17 protein-coding genes and 2 pseudogenes are annotated in these 20,014 nt (G+C 61.0%); 9 read left to right on the top strand and 10 right to left on the bottom strand.

Annotated elements, in window-relative coordinates; translation table 11 throughout:
- Positions 1-24: 24 nt before the first annotated feature.
- Positions 25-831, top strand: a complete 807-nt coding sequence (locus IFT44_RS07240) for a hypothetical protein (RefSeq protein WP_154972624.1) — start codon at positions 25-27, stop codon at positions 829-831.
- Positions 832-893: 62 nt separating this feature from the next.
- On the opposite strand, the gene IFT44_RS21135 is transcribed toward IFT44_RS07240, so the two are convergent.
- The 3 genes from IFT44_RS21135 to IFT44_RS07225 all read right to left on the bottom strand — a co-directional run bounded on the left by IFT44_RS21135 (position 894) and on the right by IFT44_RS07225 (position 2,253).
- The gene (locus tag IFT44_RS21135) at positions 894-1,277 is read right to left on the bottom strand and encodes a hypothetical protein (protein WP_244652126.1); all 384 of its coding nucleotides are present in this window, start codon (positions 1,275-1,277) and stop codon (positions 894-896) included.
- A gap of 90 nt (positions 1,278-1,367) precedes the next feature.
- Positions 1,368-1,811, bottom strand: coding sequence for a hypothetical protein (locus tag IFT44_RS07230; RefSeq protein ID WP_192175655.1), 444 nt, complete (start codon positions 1,809-1,811; stop codon positions 1,368-1,370).
- Between the two features lie 46 nt (positions 1,812-1,857).
- A complete protein-coding gene (locus IFT44_RS07225; protein WP_192175654.1) occupies positions 1,858-2,253 on the bottom strand; it encodes a DUF6957 family protein in 396 nt (131 codons plus the stop codon).
- A gap of 130 nt (positions 2,254-2,383) precedes the next feature.
- Here IFT44_RS07225 and IFT44_RS07220 point away from each other — a divergent pair, with 130 nt between their 5' ends.
- The 4 genes and pseudogenes from IFT44_RS07220 to IFT44_RS21320 all read left to right on the top strand — a co-directional run bounded on the left by IFT44_RS07220 (position 2,384) and on the right by IFT44_RS21320 (position 6,094).
- A complete protein-coding gene (locus tag IFT44_RS07220) occupies positions 2,384-2,845 on the top strand; it encodes a helix-turn-helix domain-containing protein (protein ID WP_192175653.1) in 462 nt (153 codons plus the stop codon).
- A 283-nt stretch (positions 2,846-3,128) separates the two neighbouring features.
- Positions 3,129-3,692 (top strand): annotated as a pseudogene (locus IFT44_RS07215) (mechanosensitive ion channel family protein); the annotation flags it as partial.
- 104 nt (positions 3,693-3,796) lie between these two features.
- Positions 3,797-5,239, top strand: a pseudogene (locus IFT44_RS21325) (HAMP domain-containing protein); the annotation flags it as partial.
- Between the two features lie 69 nt (positions 5,240-5,308).
- Positions 5,309-6,094 carry a methyl-accepting chemotaxis protein gene (locus IFT44_RS21320; RefSeq protein WP_425311994.1) on the top strand — a complete coding sequence of 262 codons (786 nt, stop codon included), beginning with the start codon at positions 5,309-5,311 and terminating at the stop codon, positions 6,092-6,094.
- A gap of 59 nt (positions 6,095-6,153) precedes the next feature.
- Here the strand turns inward: IFT44_RS21320 and IFT44_RS07205 are convergent, their stop codons facing one another.
- Positions 6,154-6,435 (bottom strand): hypothetical protein, encoded by a 282-nt coding sequence (locus IFT44_RS07205; protein ID WP_122479223.1) that lies wholly within the window; start codon positions 6,433-6,435, stop codon positions 6,154-6,156.
- 163 nt (positions 6,436-6,598) lie between these two features.
- Positions 6,599-7,483, bottom strand: coding sequence for a hypothetical protein (locus IFT44_RS07200; RefSeq protein WP_244652107.1), 885 nt, complete (start codon positions 7,481-7,483; stop codon positions 6,599-6,601).
- A 252-nt stretch (positions 7,484-7,735) separates the two neighbouring features.
- Here IFT44_RS07200 and IFT44_RS07195 point away from each other — a divergent pair, with 252 nt between their 5' ends.
- Entirely contained in the window at positions 7,736-9,679 is a 1,944-nt protein-coding gene (locus IFT44_RS07195; RefSeq protein WP_192057544.1) for a methyl-accepting chemotaxis protein, read from the top strand.
- Between the two features lie 155 nt (positions 9,680-9,834).
- On the opposite strand, the gene IFT44_RS07190 is transcribed toward IFT44_RS07195, so the two are convergent.
- The 5 genes from IFT44_RS07190 to IFT44_RS07170 form a co-directional block, all read right to left on the bottom strand.
- The gene (locus IFT44_RS07190) at positions 9,835-12,165 is read right to left on the bottom strand and encodes a TonB-dependent receptor (protein ID WP_244652125.1); all 2,331 of its coding nucleotides are present in this window, start codon (positions 12,163-12,165) and stop codon (positions 9,835-9,837) included.
- A gap of 167 nt (positions 12,166-12,332) precedes the next feature.
- Positions 12,333-13,280: a FecR domain-containing protein gene (locus IFT44_RS07185; RefSeq protein ID WP_197979685.1), complete on the bottom strand. Its 948-nt coding sequence runs from the start codon at positions 13,278-13,280 to the stop codon at positions 12,333-12,335.
- The gene (locus tag IFT44_RS07180; RefSeq protein ID WP_122479226.1) at positions 13,277-13,789 is read right to left on the bottom strand and encodes a sigma-70 family RNA polymerase sigma factor; all 513 of its coding nucleotides are present in this window, start codon (positions 13,787-13,789) and stop codon (positions 13,277-13,279) included. The genes IFT44_RS07185 and IFT44_RS07180 overlap by 4 nt, the downstream gene beginning before the upstream one ends.
- A 239-nt stretch (positions 13,790-14,028) precedes the next feature.
- Positions 14,029-15,219, bottom strand: coding sequence for a sugar transporter (locus tag IFT44_RS07175; RefSeq protein WP_122479227.1), 1,191 nt, complete (start codon positions 15,217-15,219; stop codon positions 14,029-14,031).
- On the bottom strand, positions 15,219-16,085 hold the full coding sequence (locus IFT44_RS07170; RefSeq protein WP_192175651.1) for a carboxylate/amino acid/amine transporter: 867 nt from the start codon (positions 16,083-16,085) through the stop codon (positions 15,219-15,221). Before IFT44_RS07170 ends, IFT44_RS07175 begins: the two co-directional genes overlap by 1 nt.
- A gap of 212 nt (positions 16,086-16,297) precedes the next feature.
- Between IFT44_RS07170 and IFT44_RS07165 the strand changes: the two genes are divergently transcribed.
- The 3 genes from IFT44_RS07165 (at position 16,298) to IFT44_RS07155 (ending at position 19,848) form a co-directional block, all read left to right on the top strand.
- Positions 16,298-17,239: a LysR family transcriptional regulator gene (locus tag IFT44_RS07165; RefSeq protein WP_122479229.1), complete on the top strand. Its 942-nt coding sequence runs from the start codon at positions 16,298-16,300 to the stop codon at positions 17,237-17,239.
- Between the two features lie 154 nt (positions 17,240-17,393).
- Complete coding sequence (locus IFT44_RS07160; RefSeq protein ID WP_122479230.1) at positions 17,394-17,957, top strand: peptidylprolyl isomerase; 564 nt, start codon at positions 17,394-17,396, stop codon at positions 17,955-17,957.
- Positions 17,958-18,018: 61 nt separating this feature from the next.
- Positions 18,019-19,848, top strand: a complete 1,830-nt coding sequence (locus IFT44_RS07155; protein ID WP_122479715.1) for an ABC transporter ATP-binding protein — start codon at positions 18,019-18,021, stop codon at positions 19,846-19,848.
- Positions 19,849-20,014: the final 166 nt, after the last annotated feature.

The following is a 20,014-nucleotide window of genomic DNA, read 5'->3' as shown; positions in this document are numbered from 1 at the left end:
TTAACTAAGCCTGACTTTTGTAGCATGCAAATGCTTGATAAGGCTATCCAAGAGCGGCAAAATGGAATTAATCGCGCTTACTTCAACAGCATCTCTGCAGAGTGGAGGTCGAGAGTTTCAGTCTACGTAACGCATGGTGGAACTCCCAATCTGGTTCCAACATGGCCCGCAATTGATGCCCATAAGGTTAAATTTTTAAACCTTTATGACTACCCTGCCGAAGAATCTTCACAGGGCATTATGCTAAAAAGCTTACGAGATGAGCATTTACTCAAGCTCTGTCCGGCCTGTGGAAATATAGGATCTCCAACTACCCTCGACCATTATCTCCCCAAGGCCAAATACCCTCACTTTAGTATAACCCCAGCTAATTTAAGCCCAATGTGCACAAAGTGCCAAGGACTAAAAGGTGAAAAAACCGGAAATAAGAAAGAGCCCCAGTTTTTTATTCATCCGTATTTTCATAAGTTTACTGAGTTTCAGATCCTGACATTAAAGATTTCACCACCTTTTAATCAGCCGTCTTTTATTTTAAGCCCTCACCCACGCTGGACGGGTTGGCGCCTCAAGCTTATTACCTCACACATGCGAGAGCTTGAAATCGAAAAGCGCTACGTAAATTTTTTCAAAGCCGAAAACATAAGACTAATTCGCCACTCAAGTATTAGAAGACGAAAAGGACAGGATGTGTTTGACGCTATCGAATCCAAGTGCGAGGAGCTGGAGTACCCAACTAAAAACTCTTGGGAGTATATCTTCTACTTGTCGGTGCTCGAAAATGAAGAGTTCATAGAGTATCTCTCAAATGAAGAACTGCCCATATACCCTTAGTTGCAGCTTTTTTGCAGCGGCCAGCAGCTCAGAGCTACTGCAGCGCCCCTAGCTCCTGAGTGTTACTGCAACACGCGCGGAGTGAGATGGTGCTGCCCCTTTGCGACTCGGAGATAGTCACGTAAGGACGCTCGCCCATTGCCCCTCTGAAACGTTGCTAGGACGTATCTCGAGTTTTCGGTTGTCATCACCCAGAACCGCCCCTCGCGTTCGACCTTCAACACGTCTGAAGTACGAATCAGATGACCATCGCCGAACCGCCCGTACTGGTCTTTTCGCTTGTGGCCAAACACCACACCGATGCCTGCTCGCGCCCTGATGGATACTCCGCAGAGGTAAGCGGTCACTGGCAAATCAAAACCTTGCTCCTGAGCTTTGATGATTCGCTTAAGATCGAAATCTGTATGGCGCTTTCCGTGGAAGTTTACGTCTATCGTGTCGAGCATCATTCCGCTCCAGTCATTGTCGGTATGGAGTTATCAAGAATTGCGCACGTAACCAGGAGCGCTGGTATCGTGAGGGATTACTGGTAAATTTCAGGCTGATCGAATCATGCTCGAGAGAAAGATCGGGCGAAGGTCTGCTAGCAAATCGATTTGAAAGTCTGGTCGGTGAGAGCTGTGGTAGACAGCTCCTCCCTCAACCGCTATTAGGCAGACCTCAAAATCACCGTCGTAGCCGAGGGATACTTTAGTTACGCGCTCCATGTCCCACCCGGCACCTTTGTTCATCCATGCGGGGGTCATGACCTGAACATCAGTTATCTCTCGTTCAGCGCTCTGGGTGACGAGCATGCTTTGCAACTTGTGCTCCCCCTCAATCATCTCAACGCATTCAGTGCTGCGACCTTGTTCAGTCAAGCGAATAGTAAGGTGATACCAGTGAGTCCTGAGAATCCGTGACACGCTATGCCAATGCGCAAGGCCTTCACCGAAGATCCCCGGGACGCCGATAAGATCTGAGTCTTGTGTTCTGAACATCAGGTGCCTCAATTTTCTGCGGACGCAAAGCAGCCCGGTTGGTAATTCAAAATAGAGAGAAAATCTCTTTGATGGTTGCTGACTTGCGATTACCCGGCCCGAGAAGGACGTAGACGGTATTCCGAGTTTCGAACAGAAAGCCGTCGTTGAACGCAGTGCCCATACTCGATCTGACCCAGTGACCAGGCTCAAAACGCCTCTGCTCGTCGTCCACGACCTTGTGGGCAAACATAAACATTGGTTGGCAGCCTGCGGCGGCTACTTTGGCTCGCTCGTCGTCGGTGACGATGGCGTCAAGGATGATCCACTCCTCGACGGCGCAGAGGGGCATCCATTTGTAGCGCTTTCTGGCCAACGCGACGGCTTCGTCGAGGGAAAGCTCGGAGCCCATTAAACCGATCCCAGGATCACCCAGCAGACCGTCTTCGATGATCCCATCCACTGCCCAGACCCTCTTCGTCAATATCCAATAATTAGCTGTTAGGGCACAATATCGCCACAACGACAAATATATATGTTTGTGTGGCGGCAGGCAAATGCGACATACCGTCTCCTTTTATCGGGATAGTGAAATGTCGCTGCGCAAATCTTATGCAGCAGTAGTTCAGCTGCTTCGTTCTCAGAAAGGACTGTCCCAGAGAGATATTTCGGGTTCCGTCACGCAATCGCACATCAGCGTACTGGAGCTTGGCAAAAGCTCTGCGACTGTTGATATGAGTGCCCAAATAGCCACAGCGCTGAAAGTAGAGCCAATCACCTTGCTGGCACTTGCTGTCGCATCTCACGAGAAGCGCTCAGTGCGCGAAGCTCTGCTGGCTGCACTGGCCGAAGCAGAAGCCCTAGGGCTAGCAGACACCCTACTCCCATCAGAGCCGCAAGCCTTGGCCGCGCCTAGCGTCGTGGAGGCTAGGAAGAAGTGGTTGACGGTGCAGGGGCTTAAGGCGAAAGGACTTAGTCAAAGTGAGGCGGCGAGACAACTAGGGATGCCTGAATCGACGTTGCGTCGGTTATGGCACCAACCACCAAAGAAATGAATATCGGATAGCGATAGTTTAGTCCCGACGACCTTTTGTCTTAAATCGAAGGCTAGTTGCGTCCTGGCTCAAGCATCTGCCTCATACCCAATGTGCCCCAGCGAAGCTTGCCCTACGCCATGATCAGTGTCAGCCAAAGGGATCGCCAACCAGAAGCCACTTCGCTCGACTTAGAGCTGTCCATTCTCACCTTAAAAATTCCAGACAACGCTCTTTTCTCTTATAGCCCGGTTTTATTGACTGAAATGCTGTCCGGATTCTAAAAAGCTCACTATTAGCAGGATTCGACAAGACCATCGTCTCCATCCCCACTTGGCGGCTGATGAGCGAGTCGTTCAAGAACTGGCGCGGCATGCAGCAGTCCGGCGGCCGGCGCATCAAGCGCAGCCTGCACATCGACGCCAGCGGCATACGCTTTCTCGACGAACAGGAGCAATTGCGCCTGACCCAGATTCGCCTGCTCAGCGGCTACGTCAGCAGCAAGCAGGCCGAACTCAAGGCGTGGAACGCGGCGCAGGGCGAGGTCGCGGAACTGTCCGCCAACCAGCGGCGCATGACCAACCTGGGGACTTTCCGCGCCTACGCGCTGGCGTACCTCAACGCCCACCCGGACATCCAGCCGAACATGACCTGCATGGTGCGCCAGATGGAAGCCACCGCCGAGGGCGTGCCGCTGGAAATCTACTGCTTCACGCGCACCACGGCCTGGGCCGAGTACGAGCGGATCCAGGGCGATATCTTCGATTACCTGCTGGCCGTGCTGCCCGAGTTTGGGTTGAGCGTCTACCAGAAGCCCAGCGGCGCGGATTTGCGCGGTGGGTTGACCGCAGTGACCGGCCCGCACTGAAAGCAACTCCCTTCGCAGGAGCGGTCCGTGGCCGCGAAACAAGCGCCGCGGTGTGTCAGGTACCACGCGGCGCGCCCTTCGCGGCCACTGACCGCTCCTACGAGATGCCGCACCCCCTGTGGGAGCGGGCTCTGCCCGCGAATGAGCCGCCGCGGTGTATCAGGGACTACGCGGTGTGCCCTTCGCGGGCAGAGCCCGCTCCCACAATTGGGACGATATTTCCCCCAGGTGGGTCAGTTTTTTCTGTGGGAGCGGGCTCTGCCCGCGAATGGGCCGCCGCGGTGTACCGAGCATTGCACAGCGCGCCCTCCTCGGCCGGTGACCATGTGGCGGAAAACCACGATCAGTTCTCATGTTCGCGCGCGCGCAGCCGAAACGCTGAAGACGACGGTTATCGGCGCAACTCGATTGCCGCTATCCGGTGCTCGCACCCCAGCCCGACCTGCTGCCTGACAGCGCTGCTGCATCCCCAGCACGGCGCCTGGCTTTCGCCCCCTCATGCCCCGGAACCTCTAGCGTCCATGAACTTGAAATTCAGCCATAAAATCCTGATCGCCGGGTGCAGCATCGTCATCCTGGCGTTCGCACTGTTCACGCTCTACAACGACTACCTGCAGCGCAGCGCCATCCAGCAGAACCTCAGCGCATCGGTCAAGCAGTCGGGCGAGCTGACCGCCAGCAGCGTCAAGAACTGGCTCAGCGGCCGGATGCTGGTGATTGAAAACCTGCGCCAGAACATTGCCTATCAAGGCGATAAGGCGGACTACCCGGGCCTGCTGGACCAGCCCGTGATCACGACCAACTTTCAATTCACCTACATGGGTGTGGCCGACGGCACCTTCATCCAGCGGCCCGACACCAAGATGCCTGACGGGTACGATCCGCGTCAGCGGCCCTGGTACAAAGCTGCAGTGACAGCGGATCAAGTCATGCTGACGCCGCCCTATCTGGCATCGGTGGGTGGCCTGGTCGTCACGGTGGCAGCGCCCGTCAAACGCCAAGGTCAGTTGATGGGCGTAGTCGGCGGCGACTTGAGCCTCGACACATTGGTGCAGATCATCAATTCGGTGGATTTTGGCGGGATCGGCCAGGCGTTTCTCGTCAGCGCAGACGGTCAAGTGTTGGTGTCGCCGGACAAGGATCAGGTCATGAAAAACCTGAAAGACATCTACCCCGGCAGCACGCCGCGAATCGAGAAGAATCTGCAGGAGGTCACCCTCGATGGTCAGGCGAGACTGCTGTCGTTCACGCCGGTCACAGGGTTGCCTTCGGCGGATTGGTACGTGGGTCTGTCGATCGACAAGGACAAAGCCTACGCCCCACTGCGCCAGTTCCGTACGTCGGCCGTGATCGCCATGGTCGTTGCCGTTCTCGCCATTGCCTTGTTGCTGACCTTGCTCATCAAATTCTTAATGCGTCCATTGGTGACCATGGGCCGGGCAATGCGTGACATCGCGCAGGGCGAAGGCGATCTGACGCGTCGCCTGGTCGTTGAAAGCCGTGATGAATTCGGTGAACTCGGTACCTCGTTCAACCAGTTCGTCGAGCGCATCCATGCCTCCATCGGCGAGGTGTCGTCGGCTACCCGGGAAGTGCATGCATTGGCCCAACGGGTCATGCACTCTTCCAACCAGTCCATCGCAGGCTCCGACGAGCAAAGCGCCCGTACCGAAAGCGTTGCAGCTGCAATCAACGAGCTGGGTGCTGCCGCCCAAGAGATTGCCCGCAACGCCGCGCAAGCGTCGCGTCAGGCCAGCGATGCCAGCGGTCAGGCCGACGACGGTCGCCAAGTGATGACGCGGACCATCGAGGCAATAAGCACGTTATCCGAGAAAATCAGCCTGTCGTGCGAGCAGATTGAAACCTTGAACGCGGGCACCGACAACATTGGCCACATCCTCGACGTGATCAAGGGTATATCCCAGCAAACCAATCTGTTGGCCTTGAACGCTGCCATCGAGGCGGCGCGGGCCGGTGAAGCGGGCCGTGGTTTTGCAGTCGTGGCCGATGAGGTGCGAAACCTGGCGCATCGCACCCAGGAGTCTGCAGAAGAGATTCACAAGATGATCACGGCGCTTCAGGTGGGTTCGCGCGAAGCGGTGGTGACCATGAATACCAGCCAGGCTTCCAGTCAGCAAAGCATGACGGTGGCCAACCAGGCCGGCGATCGTCTGGCCATCGTGACCCAGCGAATCGGCGAGATCGACGGCATGAACCAATCCGTTGCTGCCGCTACCGAGGAGCAGACTTCGGTGGTGGAGGCGCTGAATGTGGATATCAGTCAAATCAACATGCTGAATCAGCAGGGCGTGACCAACCTCACCGAAACCCTGCGAAATTGCGATGCGCTCTCCCAGCAGGCCAACCGTTTGAAGCAGTTGGTGGACAGCTTCAAGATCTAGTCATGCCCGCTGTGGCATTCAGGCCTGATGCTTGATAAATTGTGAAGAGGCGGAAAGGCTTACCCTTCCGACTTTTCCTTAGCTTCCTGCTCGGCTGCAGAGTGTCGGGTTTCGGATTTCTCGTCACCCTCCGTCATCCACGGCTTGGCGCTCTGCTGCGCCTTGTCGATCGTCTCGTTGATCTGCTTGGCCGATTCGCTGAAGGTGTCACGCGCTGCTTCGACCAGTTGCGTCTTGGAGGTTTCGATGACCTTGTTCGCCGCGGTTTCGGCCGCGTCACAGCCGGCAAGAAGGACGGTCAGCGCGACCATGGCCGGGTAAGCGATGAGTCTGGACTGCATGGAAACCTCTGGGAGGGATGGGAATGCGCCAGATCATACCGTTACAGGTTTTTGCCGAAGCAGGGATTCTGAATCAAGGTGTGTCCTGGTAGAGGCACCAGGCCCTGGCCCCGAAGCAGATTCATCTGTAGGAGCGGTCGGTGCCCGCGCCCACAGGTAATGGTCAGTACGCCATGGACAGGCTCATGGTCACCTGAGGCACCACGCTGTCGGTTTCGCCGTTCGGGCCGCTGAGTTCGCGCAGGGTGCCATCGCGGTAGATTGCCAGGGCCTCGGCGCGGGCGCTCCAGCGTGTTTCCCCCCACTTGAAGGGCTGCTCGAGCGCCAGCCCGCTGCGGGCATAGAGACGGTCGCCGGAATCGGGACCATAGAATCCATTCCAGCCGATCCCGACCGTGCTGGGAAAACTCAAGCGCAGACCGGCATCGCTCAGGTCCACGCCCGGCTCCACGCTGCCTTGGGTATACAGGCCACTGTCCCCCTGCGTACGGCTGGTGATCGCCAAACCCGGGCGCCATGCGCCAAACCCCGAATCAGCCTGGTAGGCCAAGGTAAAGCTCGCCTCCTGAGTGGTGTCGGCGACATCGTTCGGGCTGGTCTTGACCGTGTAGACAAACCCCAGCCTCAACCCCTCGACGGGCGATATCACCAATCCCAGCAGGTTGTTGCTCTCGTACCAGCGCCGCGGGCTTACCCTTTCATCGCTCGATGGATCATGAAAACCGTTGCTGGTGCTGAACACCAGCCAGGCATTGGCACGACCGTCGACAGCCTGGTGCAGGTCGAGGGCAAAACCGGCCTGGGCATGCAATGGCACGCGACCCAGGCTCGCCGCGTCATCGTCATAGTTGCCGCGGGCGAAATCGCCATTGCGGACATCCACACTCAGTTGCGGGTGAAAGCGGCCTGATGCCTCGCCGATCTCGACACTGCCCAGTGCGGCATCTTCGGTATCGATGGAAGGCACGCTGCGCGGTGCCGCCACGCTTGGTTGGATGACTGCGACCAGCGCGAAGGCGAACAGTGGAAGACGAGATACGGTGGGCATGCGCGAAAGCTCTGTCAGAAAAGTCACTGTGTAGACTCTGCACGACTGAAAAAGTACCGCGAGCTGCCTGCCAGCCCATCACCGTTTTGCGTGCCGAAGCGACCGCCTGTCCGTCGCCCGCCGGACGCGGTTCAGCTTGACCTTTCGTCGCCGATAGGTTGAAAGCGATGCGAAGAACAATTCCCGAGACTGCACGCAGCACACTGCCTTTCCTTCTGCCGACCAACACCTATAAAACCAGCGGAATACACCATGAACATCAAGCAAAAATTGACCTGGGGGTTCGCGATCATCGCCTGCCTGCCAGTGATCGTGGTCGCCGTGCTCGTCGTCTTCAACTTGCGCGAAGCTGCCAGGGCCGACTTCGTCGACAGCAGCGGGCGGGAGATCCGTCAGATCGACAATGGCATGAAGCAGTTCTTCGATGGCATCAGCCAGAACGTGGAGTACCTGGCCAAGGACCCACGTATCGTCGCCGCCACGGGTCTGAAGAATTACTCGGGCGCAGACGCCCCACAGATTCCCCTGACCGAAAACAACCAGCGTTTGCTGGAGATTTTCAACGGTTTCGCCAAAACCCATCCGAGCACCGCCTACCTGTCCCTGGGGCTCAGCGATGGCGGCTACGCCAGTTGGCCCAACGATCCGAAGATCGCCAACTACGACCCGCGCCAGCGCCCCTGGTACAAGGCGGCGATGGCCGCACCCGGCACCACCGTGCGCACGGACGCCTACTATTGGGCGGCCGATGATGTGTCGTTGATCGGTACGGTGCACAGCGTCACCGACGCTGCCGGCAAGGTGGTCGGCGTGGTGGGCCTGGATGTTTCGCTCAAGCAGATGACCGAACTGGTGAAAAACATCAAGCTGGGCAACAGTGGCTACCTGATGCTGATCGAAGCCAACGGCAACGTGTTGGTGGACCCCAGCGATGCACAGCACAACTTCAAGCCGCTGGCCGACCTGGGCGCCAACTACGCCGAGCTGGCCAGGCACGGCGACGGTTCGACCCAGGTCGAGATCGACGGCAAGGTGTACATGGCCAACATCGTCAGCTCGTCCGGGCTTGGCTGGCGCTTCATCGGCCTGATCGAGCGTGAAGAGGTGATGGCCCGGGCATCGAACCTGACCTGGCTGATCGCAGCCATCGCCGCAGCCCTTGCCGTGGTATTCGCCATCGTCGGTGCAAGCTTCGCCGGGGTCATCGTGCGGCCGATCCGGGGCGTCGCCAACGGCCTGCAGGAAATTGCCGAAGGCGAAGGCGACCTGACTCGTCAGCTGACGGTTCAGGGCAAGGACGAGACGGCGGCGTTGGCCGGGTGGTTCAACCAGTTCATCGGGATGATTTCGCAGCTGGTGCAACGTATCGGCACCGCATCGTCCGACCTGCAGGTGGCCGCCGCCGACACGCACGAGGTCGCGCGCAATATGGATGAAGTGGCTGGGCGCCAGCGCGAAGCGGTGGAGCTGGTCAGCACGGCGTTCAACGAAATGGTCGCGACGGCCAACGAAGTGGCGCGTTCCTGCGGCGAAGCGGCCACCAGCGCCGACAATGGCTACCAACAGGTCAGCGACGGTCAGCAGCGTATTGGCGAGGCAACCACCTGCGTGCTCAAACTGAGTTCGGAGCTGCAACAGTCGACCGAAACCATGCAGCTGCTGCAGCAGGACAGCAAGAACATCAACAGCATTCTGGACACCATTCGCTCCATCGCCGAGCAGACCAATCTGCTGGCGCTAAACGCCGCCATCGAGGCGGCGCGGGCCGGAGACCAGGGGCGTGGTTTTGCCGTGGTCGCCGACGAGGTGCGGGCGCTGGCCCGTCGTACCGCCGACTCGACCGGGGAAATCGACGGCCTGTTGGGCAATCTCGCTCGTCGTACCCAGGTCATCACCCAGCAGATGCAGGGGAGCCTGCAGGTGTCCCAGGACAGCGTCGAATGCATCCAGCAGGCGCGGGATAGCTTCGACAAGATTCGGACTTCGGTTGATTCGATCCGTGATCAGAACAACCAGATCGCCACGGCGGCAGAGGAGCAGCACCAGGTGGCCGAAGAAATCAACCGGCACATCGCGCAGATCCATGCCGATGCTCAGTTGGTCGAAGAGTACGCGCACACGGCACAATCGGGATCGGGGCGGCTGACAGACATTTCCGGACATCTGAAAGGGTTGGTCGGACGCTTCAAGGTTTAAGCCGATACACCGCAGTGTCTTTTTCGCGGGCAGAGCCCGCTCCCACAGGGTCCCGCTTCAACCTGTGGGAGCGGGCTCTGCCCGCGAAGGCTTCATCGCATACCGTCTGACACACCACAGCGCCCGCTCCCACAGATGGCTGGTCCCACGGACAGTCAGAAGCCAACCGTGGCGGAGACCAGGTAGGTTCTCGGGGTGGCCAAGGTCAACCCCGGCTCGCTATCGTCCGAAGCGCCAGCCGACGCCCAGTAGCGCTTGTCCAGCACGTTCTCGACATTGGCGCGCAGCGTGACGGCCTTGCCCTGCACCTTGAACGCGTACCGCGCACCCACGTCGAATCGCTCCCAACTGTCGATTTCCTTGCTGTTGGCTTGATCCAGGTACTGCGCGCTGGAGTAGATCCCGCGTCCACTGAGCGTCAACCCTGGCAAGGCCGGCACGTCCCACTCTGCACCCAGGTTGACATTGAGCTCGGGCGTGGCGGGTGCACGGTTGCCATCGAAGGCGCCTGCAGTGGTACCGCTCAGCTCGCTGTCGATGTACATCACCCCGCCCAGCAGGCGCACGCCAGCAAGCGGCTCACCAAACACGCTCAATTCCACGCCGTTGTTTTCGCGCTTGCCATTGGGCCCGAAGGTGCGGGTGACGGTGTTGGTTTCGTACGCCGGCTGCTTGATACGAAACGCGGCCGCGGTGATAGCCAGGCTGCCCAGATCGTACTTGGCACCCACCTCCACCTGGCGGCTGATGAAAGGCGGGAAAATCTCGTCCTCGTTGATCGAGGTGGAAGGCGCGATCTTGCCCTGGCTCAGGCCTTCCAGATAGTTGGCATACAGCGACAGCTCGTCGGTGAGTTTGTAGAGCACGCCTGCCGAAGGCGAAAACTTCTCCTCGTCGTAGCCCGTATCGCCTTTCACCCCATCGCTCCAGTCATCGACCTTGACCCGCTGCCAGCGCCCGCCCAGGGTCAGCAGCAAGCGGTCGTCGAAGAAGCCGAGGGTGTCGGACAGCGCCACGCCGTCGAACCTGTTCTCGGTATAGACCTTCGCGTCCTGCCGAGTGGGATTGTTCGGAGTCGGCGTCGCTATCGGGTTGTAAAGGTTGCTGCGCCCCCTGGCGTACCGCGCGCCGCCATTGGTGAAGTCCATGTAGAAATGACTGGCGGCCAGATTCACTTCATGACTGACCGGGCCGGTCTGGAACCAGTTGCGCACGCCCACCGTGGCCGTGCGCACGCTCTCGTCGCGGGTGAAGTCGCGGGGCAGTACCTCGAAGTCACCGGCATCGTTGGTGACGGACACGTTGTGCCGGAGGAAATCGTGGTTGCTTTCCCGTGCACCGATGCTGCCGTACAGCAGGGTCGAATCATTCAAATCGTATTCGCCATTGAACGCCCCGAACGTATCCTCGGTACGCGCCTTGCTCCAGCGTTGCGCATAGTTGTCGCGAACGTGGTTGGCGCCCGGCACGCGCGCGTTGACACCGACCTGGACGCGCTCCTGCGGCGCATCGGTATCACGTTCGGTATGCCCCAGGTCGGTGGAAAGCCGCAGGCGCTCGCCGCGAAAATCCAACCCGATCACGGCCATCTCGCGGTCCACGCTCTGCTGGTCCCACGTGGTATCACCTGCTTGCTTCACCGCATTGAGGCGGACACCAAAGCGCTGATCTTCACCAAAGCGGCGGCCGACATCCACCGCGCCGCCGGCCTGGCTGTCGGAAGCGTAGCTGGCGGTGAACTCGTTGATCGGCGTATCGGTGGCACGCTTGGGCACCACGTTGATGCCGCCACCGACACTGCCCCGCGGGGAAATGCCATTGATCAACTGACTGGGCCCACGGAGGATGTCCACTCGGTCGGCCATTTCCATGTCGATGGAATACGTGGGCAGTATTCCGTACAACCCGTTGTAGGACACATCGCTGTTGAACAGGCTGAAGCCACGAATGGTGAACTGTTCGAAACGCCCGCCTGCCGGGTTGGTGGTACGCACTGCCGGGTCGCTGGCCACCAGATCGCCCAGGGTGCGGGCCTGCTGGTTCTTGCTGGTCTCGCTGGTGTAGCTGGTCATGCTGAACGGCGTGTCCATGAAGTCTCGCGCACCCAAAAGGCCTTGCGAGCCACGCCGCGCCACCTGTCCACCGGCATACGGCTCGCCTGCAAGGCTGCCTTGCGCGGCACCGGTCACCGTGGTGGGGGTGATCTCCACGACGTCTGCCCCTTGGGGCGCAGCTACCAGGATATAGGCATTCTGCCCTACCGCCTGCAGACGCAGACCGCTACCGGCCAGCAACTGGGCGAAACCGCTTTCGACGCTGTACTCACCGGCCAGCCCGGCGCTGCGCCGACCGTCGACCAACGCGGGGGCGACCGACAGGCTGACACCGGCCTGGCTGGCAAAGCGTGTCAACGAAGCAGCGAGATCGCCCTGCGGCACGCTGTAGACGCGAGCGCTACCTTCGGCAAGGGCCATTTGCAACGGCATCGGCGCCAGGCCGAGCAGCACGCTGAGATGCAGCGCACGAGCATAGTGGGTCGGTGGCTTGCGGGTGGACCGGGGAAACGAACGAGGGGGCCGTGCGGGCATGGCTGAAGGCTCTTTGAGTGTGCTTACCTTTCCATGACAAGCGAGCGCGCAAAAGGGGACAGGCGCTACGCGGATTTTTCCTGCGGCACCAAGGTGGCCCAATAGCGCGTGCGCCACTGCACGCGCAGCGGCAGGCTGACCGCCAACAGATTCAATACCTGATCCGGCTCGTCCAGGCGAAAACTGCCGGTCACGCGCAAGGCGTCCAGTTCGGGCTGCCAGCGCAGAATGCCGGGGCGATAACGGTCCAGCTCGCGCAGAAACTCCCCCAGGGGCTGGTTGAGGGCAACGATCACGCCTTCGCGCCAACCCGGTTGGCGAGGATCGAAACCGGTGATCGGACCAGGCCCTGCGTCGGATAACTGTATACGTTGCCCCGCGCGCAAGGTAAGCGCGGCAAAGCCTGTGGGGCGAACCTCTGCCTGCCCGGCAAGCACCGACAGCCGACAGACGCCGCTGCCCTCGCGGACGTTGATCTCACCCTGGTCGAGCCTCACGTCGGTGAGCGCCGTGCGGATGTGGAACGGCGTGGCGTCGGCCAGGCGCAACATGATTTCTCCGCGCCGCAGCCTGAGTTGCCGTTTTTCGGCATCAATATCGACCGCCGTCGAGGTATTGATATGCAACACGCTGCCATCGGCCAGTGTCAGTCGGCGCCGCTCGCCAGTCCCGGTGGCCTCATCGGCGCGCCAGGCGTCGAGGGGCAGCTCGCGCGCGAGCCACCAGCCGGCGGGGGCCACTACGGCTACGCCCAGCAAGCCCTTGAGCATGTCGCGACGGCCTGGCGCCGGACGATCCAGGCTGGCCATGGCCAGCGCTGGCGGCAGGATCTGAAAGCGGCCCTTGAGCGCCGATACCCGCCGCCAGGCCGACTCGTGGGCGTCGCTGGCTTCACGCCAGCGTTGCAGGCGGGCAAGATCCTGCTCGCTGACCGCGCCGGACTCGATGCACACCCACCAGCGTGCCGCCGACCGGGCGACCCGGCGTGCTTCGTCGCTCGGCTCGGGGCTCAGCACAGCTCGGCCAGCAGGCAGTGCTCGTAGGCCTGCGCCATGTAGCGCTTGACGCTGCGCTCGCTGACCTGCAACCGTTCGGCGATTTCCCGGTACCCCAGCCCCTCCAGCTGGCTGAGCAGAAAGGCGCGGCGAACTGCGGTGGGCAAGCCATCGAGCAGCTGATCCAGGGCGTGCAGGGTTTCCAGCACCTGCCAGCGCTGTTCCGGCGAAGGTGCGACGTCTGCAGGCAGCGTGGCGAGCGCATCCAGATAAGCTTGCTCCAGGCTGCGCCGTTTGTAGAAGTTCACCAGCAGACGTTTGCCGACGGTCTTGAGATAGGCGCGGGGCTCCTGCAGGTCAGCCACCGACTGAGGGCTGGCCAGCACCCGGACGAACGTATCCTGGCTGAGGTCCGCCGCATCCCAGGCACTGCCCAGCCGGCGGCTGAGCCACTGCTCCAGCCAGCTGCGATTGTCGCGGTAGAGCGTTTCGAACGCCCGAACGTCCGCCCCCGCAAGATCGACCATCATCGGCACCTGTCAGATGTAAATGAGATCGATTGTATTTTAAAAAGGGTTGCAAGCGGAACCGTTAGTTACGCCCTCGATGCTGCATCCGACCAGCACGCGGTCACCCAGGCAAACCGCATGCGCCGCCGACGCGGCTCGCGCCGCTGCTACAGGGACCGCGTTGCCCCAGAAACACCGCATTCCCCTGTAGCAGCGGCGCAAGCCGCGTCCGGGATCGGCGCGGTGTTGCAGACCGGTCAACCCGAGGCGGGGGCCGAATGACCACGCCGATACGTGGTGTGCCAGCACAGCAACAAGCCCGCCCCCGCCATCAGCGCACCGACGCTGCCGATGTTCGCCACCCCCAACTGGGTGATCACCACACTACCCAGCAGCGCCCCACCGCCAATGCCGACATTATAGATGCCCGAATGCAGCGCCATGGCCACGTCCGTGGCATCCGGCGCCAGCTCGAGCACCTTGGACTGCATCGCCAGGCTGAAGCACATGATCGATATGCCCCAGACCACGCTCACCACACTCAGGTAGGTGGCGTGGCGCGCCAGCGGCAACAGCAGCATCAGGCACAGGCCCAGCAGGGCGATCGACACCACCATGAAGCTACGCGGATAACGGCCGCTGTAGCGGCTGAATACCAGGGAGCCGATCACCCCCGCGCCGCCGAACAGCAGCAGCAAGGTCGTGGTCATCTCCCCGCTCATGCGTGCCGCCGCCTGCACGAACGGTTCGATGTAGCTGTAGGCCGTGTACTGCGCAGTGATCACCAGCGCCGTGGTTACATACAGCGCGACCAGCACCGGGCGCTTGAGCAACATGGGCAGGCTGCGCAGCGAACCGGAGTTCTGACTCGGCAGCGCCGGCAGGCTTTTCGCCAGCCACAGCCCCACCGCCGTCGCCACCACACCGATTCCGACGAACGTGGTGCGCCATCCCAGCGCCTCGCCCACCACCCGCCCCAGCGGTACGCCCAGCACCATGGCCAGGCACGTCCCGGTGGCCAACAACCCCAACGCCTGGGTGTGCTTGCCCGGTGGCGCCAGCCGCACCGCCAGCGATGCCGTGATCGACCAGAACAGGGCGTGGGCAAAGGCGATACCGATGCGACTGGCCAGCAACACTGCGTAGCTCCAGGCGACACTGGACACCACATGGCTGACCACGAACAGCATGAACACCCCGATCAGCAACCGGCGACGTTCGACGTTGCGCGTCAGCAACATGATCGGCAACGACATCAGCGACACCACCCAGGCATACACCGTCAACATCAGCCCCACCTGCGCCGTTGGCATGGCGAAGCTCTGACCGATGGACGTCAGCAGCCCGACCGGCGCGAACTCCGTGGTATTGAAGATGAACGCCGCCAGTGCCAGCGCGATGACGCTGGACCAGTTGCGTGTGGACGTTTCTGTGGATCCTGTTTTCATCATGCTCGCACCTTGCTGTCACGCACGCCCAGACGGCTCAACCACACCGAGAAAAGGATTACCCCGCCCCCCAGGAACAGCCGTCCCAGTGGTTCGTCCTGGTTCCAGATCAGCAGGTTGAGCAGCAGACCGACCGGTACGTGGAGGTTGTTCATCACCGCCAGCGTCGCCCCCGGCACAAGGCTTGCGCCCTTGTTCCACCAATACATGCCGAGCGCCGTCGACACCAGCCCGAGAAACGCCAGCACGCCCCATTGCAAGGGCGCCTGCGGCAGGTGGTCGGGGTTGCCGAACAGCAGGAATGCCGGAAGTACCACCAGCAAGGCGCCGACATAGAAATAGCCGAAGCGGCGGTATTGCGGCTGATCGCTGGGGTGGCGCGCGAGCAGATGCTTGTACAGCACCTGACCGGCAGCATAGGTGAAGTTGGCCACCTGCAACAGCAGGAAACCGATGAAGAAGTCCGGGCTGACGCGGTCGAAGCGGATCACGGCGGCACCTGCCACCGCGACCAGGGCCGCTACCAGCGCCCAACGGTTGAAACGGCGATTCAGCGCATCCTCGATCAAGGTCACGTGCACCGGCGTCAGAATGGTGAACAGCAGCACTTCCGGCACGCTCAGCACGCGAAAACTGAGGTACAGGCACACGTAGGTAATACCGAACTGCAGCGCGCCGATCAGCAGCATGGCGCGCAGAAAGCGCGGTTCGACCTGGCGCCAGCGGGTGAGCGGCAGGAACACCAGCCCGGCGAGCAGGACCCGCGCGAGGACGGCAAAATAGCTGTCGACATGACCGGCGAGGTATTCGCCGATCAGGCTGAAAGAGAAGGCCTGGATGAGGGTGACGATCAGAAGGTATTGCATGGTGCGCCCCGAATTTGCGAGGCGCGGACCTTAGCGCATCTGGGGCAGGTCAGGCCAGTGAAGCCAGCGTGGGATCGATGGAAGACCCCTGGATACCTGCTACGACCCATCAAATAAGTTGTCTTGTCCGATCATTCCTCTACCCTGTGGCGCATCGGGACGGATCGCTGCACCCTCGGGCGGGCGGTGCGCACAAGACACAGGAGTCGAAGATGAAAGCGCCGCGCGTCACCCTTGATCAATGGCGAACCCTGCAGGCCGTGGTCGACCATGGCGGCTTCGCCCAGGCGGCCGAAGCCCTGCACCGCTCGCAGTCTTCGATCAGCTACACCGTGGCCCGCATGCAGGACCAGCTCGGGGTACCGCTGCTGCGCATCGACGGCCGCAAGGCGGTGCTCACCGACGCCGGAGGCGTGCTGCTGCGCCGCTCCCGGCAACTGGTCAAGCAGGCCAGCCAGCTGGAAGACCTTGCGCACCACATGGAACAGGGCTGGGAAGCCGAAGTCCGCCTGGTGGTCGACGCGGCCTACCCCAACGCGCGGCTGATTCGTGCCCTGACCGCGTTCATGCCGCAGAGCCGCGGCTGCCGAGTGCGGCTGCGCGAGGAAGTGCTGTCGGGGGTCGAGGAAGTGCTGCAGGAAGGCGTCGCCGACCTGGCGATCAGCAGCTACAGCATTCCGGGCTACCTGGGCGCCGAAATGAGCGCCATCGAATTCATTGCCGTCGCGCACCCCGAACATGCCCTGCTGGCCATGGGCCGGGCGCTGAGCGTGCAGGACCTGCACGGCCACATGCAGGTGGTGATCCGTGACTCGGGCCGCCAGCAACCGCGCGACGTCGGCTGGCTGGGCGCAGAGCAGCGCTGGACCGTCGGCAGCCTGGCCACAGCCGCCAGCTTCGTCGGCAGTGGCCTGGGCTTTGCCTGGTTGCCCCGGCACATGATCGAACGCGAGCTGCGCGAGGGCACCCTCGCCGCCTTGCCTCTGGAACAGGGCGGCAGTCGGCACCCCACGTTCTATCTGTATTCGAACAAGGACAAGCCGCTGGGTCCGGCCACGCAGATTCTCGTCGAACTGCTGCGCACTTTCGATACCGCCCCGCTGGACGTGCCGATCCTGGCGCTGGAGCAGGTGGTGCTGGATCAGGGCGCCTGACCCCCTCGTTCTGCGAACATTCGGTAACATTGATTTTTCCACTGCGGCTCGCCGTGGCCGTCCTTTGGCGGCACGCTTGCCACACATTGCCCCGAACGCTTGCGCCGCTTTTGGCTCAAAGCATTTGCCTCCCCTTTTCAAGGACTTCACACCCATGCTGAAAAAAATCCTTCTGGCCGCCTGTTCCCTGTCCCTGGCGGGCCACCTGATGGCCGCCGACGCCCAGCACCCTCACGTGTTGCTCGACACCAGCATGGGCCCGATCGAAGTCGAGCTGGACGCAGCCAAGGCACCGATCAGCACCGCCAACTTCCTTGCCTACGTCGACAAGGGCCACTACAACAACACCGTGTTCCACCGCGTGATTCCGGGTTTCATGGTCCAGGCTGGCGGCTTCACCGCAGACATGCGTGAGAAGGCAACCCAGGGTCCGATCAAGAACGAAGCCGACAACGGTTTGCACAACGTCCGGGGAACCCTCGCGATGGCTCGCACTCAAGTAAAGGACTCGGCCACCAGCCAGTTCTTCATCAACCAGAAGGACAATGACTTCCTCGACCATGGTGGCCGTGATTTTGGCTATGCAGTCTTCGGCAAGGTGGTCAAGGGCATGGAGGTGGTCGACCAGATCGCCAACGTACCGACCACGACCTCACGCGGCATGCAGAACGTGCCCAGTGATCCGGTGATGATCAAGTCGGCGAAACGCGTGGACTGATCCGCACGCCACGTCGGCCCCGGCCAGGACCGTCAACCCGCACAGGAGAGCACGCTTGAGCATTTATCGCCGCTTCGAACAATGGATCGATATCTTCCGCGAAGCGCCTACGGAAACGCCCCCCAACAAAGTCCTGGCCTTCTACATCTACTACCTCAAGCAGGTGTGGCCCAGCTTCGCCACCCTGTTGGTGGTGGGCTTGATCGGTGCATTGATCGAAGTCGCACTGTTCCGCTACCTCAGTCGCATCATCGACATGGCCCAAGGCACGCCCAACGTGCACTTCTTCAGCGACAACGCGCTGGAGCTGACCTGGATGGTGGTGGTGGCGCTGGTGTTCAGGCCTATCTTCATCGGCCTGCATGATCTGCTGGTACACCAGGCGATCAGTCCCGGCATGACCAGCCTGATTCGCTGGCAGAACCACAACTATGTGCTCAAGCAGAGCATGAATTTCTTCCACAGCGACTTCGCCGGGCGCATTGCCCAACGCATCATGCAGACCGGCAACTCGTTGCGCGATTCGGCGGTCGCCGCAGTCGACGCCCTGTGGCACGTACTGATCTACGCGATCAGCGCCCTGGTGCTGTTCGCCGAGGCCGACTGGCGGCTGATGATCCCGCTGATCCTGTGGATCGTCGCCTATGTGATCGCGCTCTATTACTTCGTTCCAAGGGTCAAGGAACGCTCGGTAGTGTCTTCGGACGCGCGCTCGAAACTGATGGGCCGCATCGTCGACGGTTACTCCAACATTGCCACGCTCAAGCTGTTCGCCCATACCAGCATGGAGCAGCAGTACGCGCGTGATGCGATCAGCGAGCAGACCGAGAAAACCCAACTGGCAAGCCGCGTGATCACCGCCATGGACTTCGCCATCACCACCATAAACGGTCTGTTGATCGTCGCCACCACGGGGTTGGCGCTGTGGCTGTGGACGCAGTCGCTCATCTCGGTGGGCGCGATTGCCCTGGCCACCGGCCTGGTCATCCGTATCGTCAACATGTCCGGTTGGATCATGTGGGTGGTCAACGGTATCTTCGAAAACATCGGCATGGTGCAGGATGGCCTGCAGACCATCGCCCAGCCCGTCAGCGTGACCGACAAGAAAGGGGCTCCACGGCTCAAGGTCGACCGCGGCAACGTGCGCTTCGAAGACGTGCACTTCCATTACCCCAAGGGCGACAGCATCATCGAGGGTCTGACCCTGGATATCCGACCGGGCGAGAAGATCGGCCTGATCGGCCCCTCAGGAGCGGGTAAATCCACATTGGTCAACCTGCTGCTGCGGCTGTACGACCTGCCCAGCGGCCGCATCCTGATCGACGGCCAGGACATTGCCGAGGTGACCCAGGAGAGCCTGCGTGAGCAGATCGGCCTGATCACCCAGGACACCTCGCTGCTGCACCGCTCGATCCTCGACAACCTACGTTACGGTAAGCCCAATGCTACCGAGGAGCAGGTCTGGGAAGCGGTACGCAAAGCCCGCGCCGATGACTTCCTGCCGCTGCTGTCCGACAGCGAAGGCCGCCGTGGTTTCGACGCCCATGTGGGTGAACGCGGCGTGAAGCTCTCCGGCGGCCAGCGCCAGCGCATCTCGATCGCCCGTGTCCTGCTGAAGAACGCGCCGATCCTGATCATGGACGAAGCGACTTCGGCGCTCGATTCCGAAGTCGAAGCGGCGATTCAGGAAAGCCTGGAAACCTTGATGAAAGGCAAGACCGTAATTGCAATTGCTCACCGCCTGTCCACCATCGCCAAAATGGATCGCCTGGTGGTGCTGCAGAAAGGCAAGGTGGTCGAAATCGGCAGCCATACCGAGCTACTGGCGCAGCGCGGTCTGTACGCAAGGCTGTGGCATCACCAGACCGGTGGCTTCGTAGGCATGGACTGATCACCCCTGTGGGAGCGGGCTCTGCCCGCGAAAGCAGCACTGCGGTCTACCCGACACACCTCAGTGCGCTCTTCGCGGCCACTGACCGCTCCTACAGTTGATCGCATGACCGCATGTCACACCCACCCTCCTGTGGGAGCGGGCTCTGCCCGCGAAGGCAACGCTG

The organism is Pseudomonas sp. CFBP 13710, from assembly GCF_014842235.1.
Classification (GTDB): Bacteria; Pseudomonadota; Gammaproteobacteria; order Pseudomonadales; family Pseudomonadaceae; genus Aquipseudomonas; species Aquipseudomonas baltica.
The sequence above is the reverse complement of the archived record's forward strand: the minus strand, read 5'-3'. Positions and strand labels throughout refer to the sequence as shown.